The following is a 12,511-nucleotide window of genomic DNA, read 5'->3' on the forward strand; positions in this document are numbered from 1 at the left end:
TCACGACCTCGACACCCCGGACCGGCTCCGGGTCCCGATGTCGGCCGGATGTCGCCATCCCGCCGATCGATAGTCTGGCCGCCGTGACCGCATCCCTCCCCCTGCCGGCAGGGGCGCGAATCCTGCACGTAGGTCCGCCGAAGACCGGCACGACCGCGCTGCAGAGCAGCCTTCACCAAGCTCGTGCCGAGCTCGAGGAGCAGGGCGTCCACTACCTCTCCCGCGGACGCCATGACGCGTCCGCGGCGAGGTGGATCACCCGCCGCCCGGTCCTCGGCTCCGACCTGGTCAAGGCGGAGCAGCGGTGGGAGCGGATCGCGTCCGACCTGCGCGCACCCAGCACTGCGCGACGCTTGTTCAGCAGCGAGTTCCTCTCCGACGCGACCGACGACCAGGTCGACGAGATCCTGACCCGGATCGGCCACTCGGACCTGTGGGCGGTGCTCACGCTGCGCCCGTTGGCACGGATCCTGTCCTCGCAGTACCAGCAGACGCTCCAGAGCGGCGGACGGCGCGAGTACGACGAATGGCTGCGCTCCCTGTTCACCCCGGAACACACACGCCCCGCGCCGCGGCAGTTCTGGCTGCGCCACCGCCACGACGCCTTGGCGCGGCGGTGGGCCGAGCGGATCGGGCCGGAGAAGGTCATCGTCGTCGTCCTCGATCCCGTCGACCGGGACTTCCTGCCCCGCACCTTCGAGCAGATCCTGGGCCTGACCGCGCGCACCCTGACCGCGAAGCCGGCCCTGGAGAACCGCTCCCTCACCGCGGCGGAGGCCGAGGTGATCCGCCGGTTCAACGTGCAGTACCGGCGCGCTGGCCTGCGCCCCGAGTCGCAGGCGCGGATGTTGATCGACATCGGCAACCACCTCAAGCAGCGCACGCCGCACGATGACGAGCCGCGGATCGTCACGCCCGACTGGGCGCTCTCCCGGGCGAACGAGGTGGCGGCAGAGATGGCGGCCAACATCGGAGCGCTCGGCGTCGACGTTCGCGGTGATCTCGCCCAGCTCTCGGCGGTCCCCCTCACCGGCGCCCGGGAGACGACCGTCCCCGGCACCGTCGATCCCGAGCTCGCGGCCGATGTCGCCATCGGGGTGGCCACCGCGATCCAGCGGCTGGGCACCGCGGCGCCGCAGCTGCCCGCGACGCCACCGCGACGACTGGCCCGCTGGGCCAGGCGGCGCGGTTGAGATCGAACCACCTGCCCACGCCTGAGCACCCCCGCCACTGACAGGACCCCGCCTCGACGTTCCGAGGCGGGGTCCTGACGTGCACGAAGGTGCGGGCAGCGCCGGGCCCGTGGGCGCCGGGCCGGGCGTTCGCTACAGGTGGATCATGTGGCCGGCGATCCCGTGGATCGCCTCCTTGACCGCCTCGGACAGGGTCGGGTGGGCGAACACGTTGCGGCCCACCTCGTCGGCGGTGAGGTCCCACTTCTGCGCGAGGGTGAGCGCGGGGAGCAGCTCGGTGACGTCGGGGCCGATCATGTGGGCACCGAGGATCTCGTTGAACTCCGCGTCGGCCACGATCTTGACGAAGCCGACCGCCTCACCGAGGCCCTGCGCCTTGCCGTTGGCCGAGAACGGGAACGACGCCGTCTTGACGTCGTACCCCTTGTCCTTGGCCTGCTGCTCGCTGTAGCCGAAGGAGCCGATCTGCGGCTGGCAGTAGGTCGCGCGCGGGATGAAGTCGTACTCGACCGGCATCGTCTCGGCACCCGCGAGGTGCTCGGCGGCGACGGTGCCCATCGCGTCGGCCACGTGGGCCAGCATCATCTTCGCCGTCACGTCGCCGATCGCGTAGACGCCCTCGACGCTGGTGCGGCAGAACTCGTCGATCTGGATCGCGCCGCGCTCGGTGAGCGCGACGCCGGTGCTCTCCAGGCCGTAGCCCTCCAGCCGCGGGGCGAAGCCGAAGGCGGCGAGGAACTTGTCGGCCTCCAGGATCTGCTCGTCGCCACCGGCGGCAGGAGCGACGCGGACCTTCACACCGGAGCCGGTGTCCTCGACGCCCTTCACGGCGGTCGAGGTCAGCACCTTCACGCCGAGCTTCTTGTAGTGGCGGGCGAGCTCCTTGGAGACGTCGGCGTCCTCCGTCGGGACCATCCGGTCGAGGAACTCGACGATGGTGACGTCGACGCCGAAGTTCTTGAGCACGTAGGCGAACTCGACGCCGATCGCGCCCGAGCCGCCGATGATGATCGAGGACGGCAGGTTCTCGTCGAGGATCTGCTCCTCGTAGCTGACGATGTTCTTGCCGTTGACCTCGACGCCCGGGACGGTGCGCACCGTGGCGCCGGTGGCGATGATCAGGTTGTCGCCGGTGTAGTCGGCGGTGGAGCCGTCGTTCAGTGCGACGGAGACCGACTTCGGCCCGGTCAGGGTGCCCCAGCCGTCGATCTCGGTGATCTTGTTCTTCTTCATCAAGAAGTGGACGCCCTTGACGATGCCGGCGCTCACCTGACGGGAGCGCGCGTGCGTCGGGCCGAAGGCCATCGTCGCGTCACCCTCGATGCCGAACTTGGCCTTCTCGTGGGTCAGCGTGTGGGCCAGCTCGGCGTTCTTGAGCAGGGCCTTGGAGGGGATGCAGCCGACGTTGAGGCACACGCCGCCCCAGTACTTCTTCTCGATCACGGCAACGGACTTGCCGAGCTGGGCGGCGCGGATCGCGGCGACGTACCCACCGGGGCCGGCACCGAGGACGAGGACATCGAAGTGGGTCACGCAACCAGCGTAGTAGGACCCCTCCTTGTGTCGGACATCACGCTCGCGGCAGAGTGCATCTACCCACGAGTACGGCGGCATGGGGTCGCCGTCGACGAAGAGGAAGCTGCTCCCGCCATGCCTCGGATTCTCGGATTCACCGCGTCCTGCGCGCTCGCGCTCGCCGGCCTCGCCGCCGTGCCGGCCACCCCGGCCCAGGCCCAGGCGCAGGCCGCCGCGAGCGGCCTCGTCGACGTGATCGTCACCCTCGCGCCGGGTGCCGACGCCGCCGCCACCGCCCGTTCCGCCGCGGGCGGCCGGGGCCGGGTCACCCACGTCTACGAGCACGCGCTCAACGGCTTCGCGGCCAGCCTGCCCGACGCCGCCCTGAGCGCCCTGCGCGGCAACGGCCTGGTCCGCTCGATCGAGCTCGACCAGGCGGTCCACGCCAGCGGCACCCAGACCCCCGCGCCGAGCTGGGGGCTGGACCGCGTCGACCAGCGCAACCTCCCGCTCGACAGCTCCTACACGTACCCGACCACGGCCGCGAGTGTCACCGCCTACGTCGTCGACACCGGCATCCAGCTCGACCACCCGGACTTCGGTGGCCGCGCGGTGTCCGGCACCGACACCGTCGACGGGGACACGAACGCCGGCGACTGCAACGGCCACGGCACCCACGTCGCGGGCACCATCGGCGGCACCGGCATGGGCCTGGCCAAGGCCGTGAGGCTGGTCGCGGTCCGGGTCCTCGACTGCAACGGCTCCGGTGCGACCTCCGGCGTCATCGCCGGCCTGGACTGGGTCGTCGCGAACCATCCGGCGGGCGCCCCGGCGGTCGCCAACATGAGCCTCGGCGGCGGCGCGTCCGCCACCCTCGACGCCGCCGTGAAGCGGGTCGTCGCCGACGGCGTCACGATCGCGGTCGCGGCCGGCAACGAGAACGCCGACTCCTGCACGAAGTCGCCCGCCCGGGTGCCCGAGGCCCTGACCGTCGCCGCCAGCGACCGCAACGACGCCCGCGCGAGCTTCTCCAACCGCGGCACCTGCGTCGACCTGTTCGCCCCCGGCGTCGAGATCACGTCCGACTGGCTCGACGGCGGCACGAACACGATCAGCGGTACGTCGATGGCCTCGCCGCACGTCGCCGGAGCCGCGGCGCTCTACCTGTCCGGCCACCCGAGCGCCACACCCGCCCAGGTCGGCACCGCGATCCTCGGCGCGACCACGAAGAACAAGGTCACCGGCACCGAGAAGTCCTGCGTGCTGCTGATCGTCTGCTCCCCCGCCACGCCCAACAACCACCTGCTGTACGCCGGCGCCTGACCGGTAGGCGGCGTACGACGGTCTAGCCTGACCCCGTGACGTCGTACGCCGCCTACGGCACCAACCTCGACCCCCAGCGAATGGGCGAGCGGTGCCCCCACTCGCCGCTGCAGACCACCGGCTGGCTGACCGGGTGGCGGCTGACGTTCGGCGGCGAGGAGCACGGCTGGGACGGTTCCCTGGCGACGATCGCACCCGACCCGATCAGCGCGGTGTTCGTCGCGGTCTACGACGTCAGCCCGCTCGACGAGCCGAGCCTGGACCAGTGGGAGTCGGCCGACTCCGGGCTCTACCGCAAGACGAAGGTGCGGATCTCCACGATGGCCGGGGAGATCGTGGCCTGGACCTACGTGCTCGACGCGTACGAGGGCGGGCTGCCCTCGGCCTCCTACCTCGGCGTGCTGGCCGACGCCGCCGAGGCGGCGGACGCCCCGGCCGACTACGTCACCGGGCTGCGGGCCCGGGCCTGCCGCTCGACCGGGCTGTGAGCCGCGGCCTCACTGCAGGATCCTGGTCAGCAGGAGGTTGAGCAGCACTCCGCTGGCGATGTCCGCGGCGCTGTAGTCCGACGAGGTGGCCCGCAGCTCCGAACCCATCCGGTCGGCGGCCGGGGCCAGCTTGGTCAGGTCGGACCGGGCCGACTCCAGCGTGGCGTCGACGGCCGCGCTGAGCTCATCGGCGCCGCCGACCTCGCCCAGCAGCGAGGCCGGGAGGTGCAGGCCGGCCAGCCGGACCCGGACGGCATCGAGACCGTCCGCGGCGGCGAACGCGTCGAGGGCGCCCTGGTCGAGCGACGTCGGCTCGACCAGGTAGCCCTCGCTGTCGAACGCCCCGAGCGGGAGGTCGAAGAGATGGGTGCGCGCCCAGAAGTCCTCGAGGTCCGTGCCCTCGGAGCCGCCCGTGTCGCCGACGCCGTCGTCCTCGCCGCCGTACGTCCCGTCGCGGTCGCGCCCATCGGTGTCCCACGGGGCGTAGTCGCTGGCCCCCGACTCATTGATGCCGACCAGGCGGCCGTCGTCGGTGACGATCAGCTCCTCGGGGAGGTTCCCGACCGGGATCGACCCTGCGTGGTCCAGCTCGCCGTCGCGCACGACGTACGACTCGAGGGCTCCCGACTCTCCCCGACCGTGGTTCACGGAGAAGACCAGCCGGTTGCCGGGCAGGACCGCCACCCCGTTGGCGCCGGCGGGCGCGTCGTACCTCTGCCCGCTGCTCAGGTCCGGCCGGCCGTCGGGGCCGATGTCGTAGACCCAGACGGCGTCCTCCTCGCCCTCCTTGTCCCACTTGCCGAGGTAGAGCCTGCCGTCGGCGGCCGTCGCGTACGACGTCGCGGGCAGGCTCTCGTCCACGACCGTCGGGTGCACCGTCGCCCCCGGGGCCGCCGCGTTGATCTCCGCCAGGTCGTAGTCGTAGAGCTTCCCCCCGCCGACGACGTAGACGTGGTCACCCACGACCTCGACACCACCCGCGTGGCTCGGGCCGCGGCTGAGGTTCCCGGCACCGCCGAGCCGCACCTGGTTGACCACCTCGCCCGTGCGCGGGTCGGTGATCGTGAGCTGGCTGTCGTCGTAGTCGTCGTCCGACTCGTCGGGGTTGCCGACGTTGGTGCGGTACGAGGTCGTCAGGTAGTTGCCGCTCACGGGGTCGTAGCCGAGCCCCTGCGGCGTCCAGCCACCGTCGTCGCCGTTGGCCACGGCGTCGGGGATCCGCGGGCCGCGCCCGCCGCCGTACGCGAGAGCCCATCGGTAGTCGTCGGCAGCGCCGTCCTCGAGCCAGTCGACCAGCTCGTCGTCGGCGGTCGTGATCTCGGTGCGCACGGAGGCCAGTAGAGCCGTGTAGACGATGCACTCCTGGACCAGGGCGAAGTTGACCGCCGCACGCAGGCTGTCGACCTGCCCGGCGTCGAGGTCGGGATCGCGCTGGCGCCAGACCCTGATGGTCGAACGGGCCGCTTCCTCGATCGAGTCACCTGCCCGGCCAACCGGTCGAGCACCCGGCCGGTGCGGTAGAGCCGCCACGAGGTCAGGCAGCTCGCGACGAAGACCCGCTGGCCCGCGCCCAGGCAGGCCAGCACCGCGATGCCGCCGTTCCATCGGACGCCGGCGAGTCCGGCAGTCAGCCGGTCGACCGCCTCGGTGATCTTCGTGTCCTCGAGCACGAGGTCCGTCCCCAGCTCGCGGATCCGGGCCGGACGCCCGGCCACGAGCCGCGCGAAGAGACCCTCGGGATCCGTCATCCTGCCCTCGTTCCTCGCGCGAGCGTGCCGTCGTTCCCCGGTCGGCCGACGACCAAACACCGCGGGACATGGCCCGGGACGGATGGGGTATGCAGGGGCCATGCATCGACGCCCGACGCTCGCGGCCCTCCTCCTCGTCGCGGTGGGCCTCGCCGGCTGCACCTCGGACCCGAGCCCTCGCTCCCCCAGCGGTGGCACGGGGAAGCTCGCCGGGATGCCGGGGGTCCGGGACACGTGGTCTGGACTGCGGGAGGTCGAGGACGGCGTCCGCGGGTTGGTGATCGTCGCGGACCTCGAGGAGGACATCACTCCCGAGCAGCTCACGCGGGTGCTGGTCGCGACCGAGGCGGCGAGCCCCGAGATGTACACGCTCTCGCTGGGTTGGGGCGAACTGCCCCGGAGCGTGCCGGCGGACCTCGGCGACCGCGACGTGATCGACGGCGCCTACGGCCCGCTGGAGGCGACCGCCGGCGAGCGCGCCCCTCAGTTCCTGGCGGCGTCGCGCACCTTCGACGGATCCGTCACGCTGACCCCGCGCGGCACCGAGGTCGTCCTCGCCGACGACTCACCCGACGGCGTCACGGCCGCCCTCGACGCGACGCTGGCCGACCCGGTGCTCCAGGCCAGTCCCCAGGTGTCGGTTCGGACGGGAGAGCAGCAGGCGACCGCGGCGTCGGGGGTCGCGTGGGCGGCGCCGCTCACGGCCGACCTCGCCGAGCGCTGGCGGAGGCTGCGCGCCACGCTGGACCTCGCACCGGAGGGCGCGAGGGCGAACACCTGGCTGCGCGAGGGGAACGACGACCGGCTCACCGAGGGTGAGGTCCCGCCAGGTCCCCCGCTGTCGATCCACACCCGGCTGGTGCTGCCCGGCGTCACCGGCGAGGGCGAGGTGACCCCAGCGACGTGGGGCGACCGGCTCTGGCCGCTGATCCGCCCGCAGCTGGACGTCACCGGGACGCTGCCGGTGGGGTCGACGTACGAGCTCGAGCTCGACCTGAACCCCGGCGGGCTGCCGAAGGACGAGGCGATCGTGGGACTCACCGTCGGCGAGGGCGCCGGCGACCAGCCGAGCGCGTGGGACCCGGCCGCGGCGCGATATCTGCGGAGCGTGACCTGACCCAAACCTGAATCGTTGTCAGGTCATGCGGACGTCCTCCCGTGCTCTCCGTCGCCTGTCCCTCGCCGCCACCGCCGCCGGTGTCGCGACCCTCTCGCTCGCGTTCCCGGACGCCGCGCCCGCGCAGCCCGCGCCGGCGGCGGTGGCCGAGCGCCCGGTCCGCAGCGCCCACCCGGCCGCACCGACCGCGCTGCCGCAGCGGGCACCCGGCCTGCGCGACGTGATGTGGGTCGGCAACAACTGGGCCGGGACCGCGAGCATCGTGGACGCCCATGACTTCACCGTCCTCAAGCGCGGGGTGGACCTGGTGCCCGACAAGGCGCAGGAGCTCGCGGACATCCGGGCGAACCCCGTCGACCTCGCGTACTTCCTGCTCATCCGCTACGGCCCCGGCGAGGGCCACGACCAGTTCGTGGACGACATGTTCACCACGCTCGACGGGCGCTACCTCGCGGTCTCGCGGCCCAGCTTCGCCGACGTGGTGTGGATCGACATCGCCAAGGCGACGGCCGGCGCCCCCGGCTCGGTCGTGCGCGAGCAGTCGATGGACGGCAACCGCAGCGACCACATGGCGCTCTCACCGGACGGCCGGCGGCTGCTGGTCTCGGACTCGACCAAGCGCCAGGTGATCGAGTACTCGATGGTCGACGAGACCCTCACCGACGGCACCGTCGTGAAGATGGGCGACCGGATGCGGACCTTCGCGTCCGGCGAGACCCCGCACGAGAGCAACTACACGCAGGACGGCTCGCGGGTCTTCCACGCCTCCATCGGGCTCGTCTACACGCCCGGCGACATCCCGCTGCTCGACGCGCTCAAGGGCGACCGGTGGTTCCAGGTCGTGCGCAACTCCGACTTCTCGGTCCTGGAGCGCTGGGGCATCGGTCGCGAACTGGCCGAGGCCGGCTACCCGAACATGAGCAGCGCCGTACGCCCGATGGCGGTCTCCCCCGACGAGCGCTACGTCTACTTCCAGGTCTCCTTCTTCCACGGCTTCGTCGAGTTCGACACCCAGGCCCCCGACCTCAACGGCAAGGTCGACTACACCCTCGGGGGTGTGCCCGAGCCGTCCGTCGGGGCGGTGACCCGGCTGGTCCCGCTGCCCAACCGGGTCCCGAGGATGCTGCGCGAGCAGTACGTCAACGACTCCGCGCACCACGGCCTGTCCATCAACGACGCCGGGGACACCCTGTGCGTCGCCGGCACGATGGACGACTACGCCGCCCTGGTCGACCGCACGTCCGGGCGGTCCACGATCTTCGACGAGACGACGACCGGCCACACCTATCTCAAGCCGTACTGGACCACCGAGGGCCTCGACGACACCTGCTGGATCTCGCTGTCGGGCAGTGACGCCGTCGCGGTCATCGACACGAACACCGGCCAGGAGCTCGCCTACCGCGAGGTCGGCGACCACCCGCAGCGGGTGCGGCACGGGTACGTGCCGGAAACCCTCGTCGCCACCTGGTGATGAGTAGGCTCGCGCCGTGACCGAGTCCACGCCGTACGCCCTGGCCGAAGAGGCCGCCGCCCGTCTCGCCGAGCTCACCGACGTGGCCCGTCACGACGTCGCGCTCGTGCTCGGCTCCGGCTGGCTGCCGGCGGCCGACGCGCTCGACGGCGCGGGGGGCGCGAACACCACCGAGATCGACGTGACGTCGCTGCCCGGCTTCGCGGCATCGGCCGTGCAGGGGCACTCCGGCAAGATCCGCTCGATCCGGATCCCCGGCACCGACGGCAACCCCGACCGCCACCTGCTGGTGTTCCTCAGCCGCACCCACTACTACGAGGGCCGCGGGGTCGCGGCCGTCGTCCACGGCGTGCGTACGGCGGCCGCGGCGGGCTGCCGCGCGATCGTGCTCACCAACGGGTGCGGCGGGCTGAAGGAGACCTGGACGCCCGGCACCCCGGTGCTGATCAGCGACCACATCAACCTGACCGGCCAGTCGCCGATCGTCGGCGCGAACTTCGTCGACCTCACCGACCTGTACTCCTCGCGCCTGCGCGAGCTGTGCCGCGAGGTGGAGCCGACCCTCGACGAGGGCGTCTACGTCCAGTTCACCGGCCCCCACTACGAGACGCCGGCCGAGGTGCGGATGGCCGGCATCCTCGGCGGCCAGCTGGTCGGCATGAGCACCACGCTCGAGGCGATCGCCGCCCGCGAGGCCGGCATGGAGATCCTCGGCATCAGCCTGGTCACCAACCTGGCCGCGGGCCTGAGCGGCGAGCCGCTCAACCACGCCGAGGTGCTCGAGGCAGGTCGCCTGGCCGCCACCCGGATGGGTGCGCTGCTCGGCGACATCGTCCCGCGCATCTGAGGTCCGGCGCCCCGCGTGGAGCCCTACGCCGAGGTCGAGGAGTCCTACCGCCGCTTCGCCGCCGAGGCGGCGGACTCCCCCACCTTCGCGGCCTGGGCGGCCGCAGTCGCCGACGACCCGGACGTCGTCGCCTGGATCCGCACGCTGCCGGAGCTGAAGCAGCAGCCCAACCTCGTCTTCGCGGCGGCCCGGCGCCACGGCGTACCCGCACCCGGGCCCTACGACGGCCTGCGGGCCGCGCTGCTCGGTGACACCGGGCCGTTGCGGGCCACGATCCTGGCCCGTTCCACGCAGACCAACGAGGTCGGTCGGCTGGCGACGCTGCTGCCGGCGTTCGGTTCCTTCGCCGGGCCGTTGGCCCTGCTCGAGGTCGGCTCGTCCGCCGGGCTGTGCCTGTACCCCGACCGCTGGGGCTACGCCTGGTCGACCGACGACGGTCCGGTGGTGCTCGGCGACGAGCCACGGCTGCCCTGCCGGGTGAAGGGCCCCGCGCCCCTGCCGGCCGAGCTGCCCGAGGTGACCTGGCGCGGCGGCATCGACCTCAACCCGCTCGACGTCACCGACCCCGACGACATGGCCTGGCTGGAGACCCTGGTCTGGCCCGAGCAGGACGAGCGGCGGACGCGCCTGGTGCGGGCGATCGAGGTGGCCCGGGCCGACCCGCCGACGGTGGTCGCCGGCGACCTCGTCGAGGAGCTGCCTGCACTGGTCGAGCAGGCGTCGGCGTACGGGACCGTCGTGGTGTTCCACAGCGCGGTGATCGCCTACCTGCCGCCAGCGCGTCGGCTCGAGTTCGACGCGCTGGTCCGCGACCTGGTCGCGTCCGGAGCGTGTCACTGGGTGAGCAACGAGGGCAAGCAGGTGCTGCCGTCCGTGACCGCCACCGGCCCGCCGATCCCCGACGAGCACCCCACGTTCGTGCTCGGGATCGACGGGCAGATGGTCGCGCAGACGCACGGCCACGGGCGGACGCAGCGCTGGACGGCGACGTGAGGAAGGAGCGGCGCGGGATGGCCGCGCTGGTCGCCGTCGTCGTCGCCAACGCGGGCGCCCTGGTCTGGCTCTGCGCGCCACCGTCGCTGGTGCCCTACCTGGGCTTCGAGGTCGACGTCTACGGCCCGATCGTCGTCTTCACGGCACTCCTGGTGCTGGTCGCCGGAGGCTGGGCGACGGGCCTCCTGCCCCGGCGCTCGCCGTACGTCCTGGCGGCCGGCGCGATCCTTCTTGGCGACCTCGTGCTCGCCGTCCTGGCGGCACTCGCCTTCATCTGGATCATGAACGGCGTCGCGACCCTCTGACGGCGCCCCGGCTCCACTAGTCTGCCGCGCGTGCCCCGGATCCTCGCCGACTCGCTGAGCGAGCACCGCGACCTGGTCCAGCGCCGCGTGTTCGACGCCTTCGCGAAGCTGATGGGCGAGGGCAGCTTCGACGCCCTCACGATGGCGGCGATCGCCGAGGAGGCCGGGATCGGGCGGACCGCGATCTACCACCACTTCCACGACAAGGAAGCCGTGCTCGTCGCCTTCGCGACCCACGAGACCGACGCCTACACCACCGACCTGCGCGCCGCGCTCGACGACGTCGAGGAGCCCGCCGACCAGCTGCGCACCTACGTCCGCCACCACCTGGCTGCGGGCGAGAGGTTTCACATGGGCCTGGGCCCGTCGCTGTACGGCGACCTCTCCCCCTCCGCCCGGCTCGAGATCCGCGACCACGTCGTCGCCGTCGAGGACGTGCTGCGCGGCATCCTCGAGCACGGCCGGGCCGAGGGCACCTTCACCTTCGACGACGTCGACGCCACCCTGTCCCTGGTCCACGCCTGCCTCAGCTCCCGGCACCTGCCCCCCGCCGCCCTCGAGTCGTTCGTGCTGCGGGCGCTCGGGGTCTCGGACCGGGCCCAGGGTCGTTGAGTCGCCACTTTCTCACCGTTGAGTTGCCACTTCCTCGCTGTTGAGCTGCCACATGTTCCGACACAGACCCGCTCTTGCGTGCCAGGGAGACGGTCAGCGGTCTTCGGTCGCGTAGCCGGTTGCGTTCCGAATGGCAGCAACGAGGAAGGGTCGTAGGGGCCGGGTTCGGCGGTCGGCTTGCGGTACCGTCGGGACCGCGGGGCCGCGATGGAATAGCGCGAGAACCCGCTAGAAATATGGGGAAAGTCGCCCCTCGACCATGGCGTGCGAACGTGTGTTCGAGTAGAATCGACCCATGATCTCGGACCTCTCGGACGCCACCCCGGCGCAGCTGCTCCACGCGGCCGAGAACGGCGTCCAGGTCCACCGAATCCACGAAGTCGAACAGCTGGAGCTGCTGCTCGCCTGGGCCGACCTCCACTCGAGTGACCCGCAGACCGAACCCGACGCGGTGCCCGTACGACTCGGGGGTCCGAAGCTGATCACCCTCGGCGGCGACGGAACGCCGCAGGTCCAGGACCTGGCCCTGGTGGAGATGGCGATCGCCCGCCACGAAGGTGTCCTGTCGACCCGCAGCGCGGTGGCCGATGCGTTCGACCTGCGCCACCGCCTTCCCCAGGTGTGGGCCGGAGCCCGCGAAGGGCGTTGTGAGCTGTGGGTGGTGCGCAAGGTCGCCCGCTGGTCCCGCAAGCTCACCCGCCCCCAGGTCCGGGTCGTCGACACCGCGGTCGCCGCGGCCCTGGACGAGGCACCCTCACGGATCCTGAAGATCGAGCTTGTCAAGATTCCTGTGTAAGCGATCGGTCCCTCGTGGTTGGTTTCTTGCTTACAGGTAGGGGTTGATGCGGTCGGGATAGGCGATCGCGAGCTGGCCCAGGGCCTGCTTCCAGTTCGTCACG

General features: G+C 71.9%; 12 protein-coding genes. 10 read left to right on the forward strand and 2 right to left on the reverse strand.

The genetic code is table 11. The features are described 5' to 3' along the window. Positions 1–83 precede the first annotated feature (83 nt). Positions 84–1,193, forward strand: coding sequence for a hypothetical protein (locus KU893_RS21255; RefSeq protein ID WP_218236520.1), 1,110 nt, complete (start codon positions 84–86; stop codon positions 1,191–1,193). A gap of 132 nt (positions 1,194–1,325) precedes the next feature. Here the strand turns inward: KU893_RS21255 and lpdA are convergent, their stop codons facing one another. Continuing rightward, a complete protein-coding gene (lpdA, locus tag KU893_RS21260) occupies positions 1,326–2,726 on the reverse strand; it encodes a dihydrolipoyl dehydrogenase (protein WP_257441584.1) in 1,401 nt (466 codons plus the stop codon). 117 nt (positions 2,727–2,843) lie between these two features. Here lpdA and KU893_RS21265 point away from each other — a divergent pair, with 117 nt between their 5' ends. Both KU893_RS21265 and KU893_RS21270 read left to right on the forward strand, forming a co-directional pair. Next, positions 2,844–4,031 carry a S8 family peptidase gene (locus KU893_RS21265; protein WP_218236524.1) on the forward strand — a complete coding sequence of 396 codons (1,188 nt, stop codon included), beginning with the start codon at positions 2,844–2,846 and terminating at the stop codon, positions 4,029–4,031. 35 nt (positions 4,032–4,066) lie between these two features. Beyond that, complete coding sequence (locus KU893_RS21270) at positions 4,067–4,519, forward strand: gamma-glutamylcyclotransferase family protein (RefSeq protein ID WP_218236526.1); 453 nt, start codon at positions 4,067–4,069, stop codon at positions 4,517–4,519. Positions 4,520–4,528: 9 nt separating this feature from the next. Here KU893_RS21270 and KU893_RS21275 read toward each other — a convergent pair whose 3' ends face one another. Next, complete coding sequence (locus KU893_RS21275) at positions 4,529–6,049, reverse strand: LVIVD repeat-containing protein (RefSeq protein ID WP_218236529.1); 1,521 nt, start codon at positions 6,047–6,049, stop codon at positions 4,529–4,531. 318 nt (positions 6,050–6,367) lie between these two features. On the opposite strand from KU893_RS21275, the gene KU893_RS21280 reads away from it, so the two are divergent. From KU893_RS21280 to KU893_RS21310, 7 genes are all read left to right on the forward strand, one after another. Next, positions 6,368–7,384 carry an acyl-CoA synthetase family protein gene (locus KU893_RS21280; RefSeq protein WP_218236531.1) on the forward strand — a complete coding sequence of 339 codons (1,017 nt, stop codon included), beginning with the start codon at positions 6,368–6,370 and terminating at the stop codon, positions 7,382–7,384. 25 nt (positions 7,385–7,409) lie between these two features. Next, positions 7,410–8,855, forward strand: coding sequence for a YncE family protein (locus KU893_RS21285; RefSeq protein WP_218236533.1), 1,446 nt, complete (start codon positions 7,410–7,412; stop codon positions 8,853–8,855). Positions 8,856–8,871: 16 nt separating this feature from the next. Further along, a complete protein-coding gene (locus KU893_RS21290; RefSeq protein WP_218236536.1) occupies positions 8,872–9,702 on the forward strand; it encodes a purine-nucleoside phosphorylase in 831 nt (276 codons plus the stop codon). A gap of 15 nt (positions 9,703–9,717) precedes the next feature. Beyond that, positions 9,718–10,695: a DUF2332 domain-containing protein gene (locus KU893_RS21295; RefSeq protein ID WP_218236538.1), complete on the forward strand. Its 978-nt coding sequence runs from the start codon at positions 9,718–9,720 to the stop codon at positions 10,693–10,695. Continuing rightward, the gene (locus tag KU893_RS21300; protein ID WP_218236540.1) at positions 10,692–11,000 is read left to right on the forward strand and encodes a hypothetical protein; all 309 of its coding nucleotides are present in this window, start codon (positions 10,692–10,694) and stop codon (positions 10,998–11,000) included. Before KU893_RS21295 ends, KU893_RS21300 begins: the two co-directional genes overlap by 4 nt. Positions 11,001–11,030: 30 nt before the next feature. Then, positions 11,031–11,612, forward strand: a complete 582-nt coding sequence (locus KU893_RS21305; RefSeq protein WP_218236542.1) for a TetR/AcrR family transcriptional regulator — start codon at positions 11,031–11,033, stop codon at positions 11,610–11,612. A 295-nt stretch (positions 11,613–11,907) separates the two neighbouring features. Continuing rightward, positions 11,908–12,408 carry a hypothetical protein gene (locus KU893_RS21310; RefSeq protein WP_218236544.1) on the forward strand — a complete coding sequence of 167 codons (501 nt, stop codon included), beginning with the start codon at positions 11,908–11,910 and terminating at the stop codon, positions 12,406–12,408. Positions 12,409–12,511 lie beyond the last annotated feature (103 nt).

This window comes from Nocardioides daeguensis, from assembly GCF_019192965.1.
GTDB classification, from domain to species: domain Bacteria; phylum Actinomycetota; class Actinomycetes; order Propionibacteriales; family Nocardioidaceae; genus Nocardioides; species Nocardioides daeguensis.

Excerpts from the sequence above, each read along its gene's own strand:
- KU893_RS21285 (WP_218236533.1), top strand. The coding sequence starts at position 7,410 with ATGCGGACGTCCTCCCGTGCTCTCCGTCGCCTGTCCCTCGCCGCCACC.
- KU893_RS21280 (WP_218236531.1), top strand. The coding sequence starts at position 6,368 with ATGCATCGACGCCCGACGCTCGCGGCCCTCCTCCTCGTCGCGGTGGGC.
- KU893_RS21265 (WP_218236524.1), top strand. The coding sequence starts at position 2,844 with ATGCCTCGGATTCTCGGATTCACCGCGTCCTGCGCGCTCGCGCTCGCC.
- KU893_RS21310 (WP_218236544.1), top strand. The coding sequence starts at position 11,908 with ATGATCTCGGACCTCTCGGACGCCACCCCGGCGCAGCTGCTCCACGCG.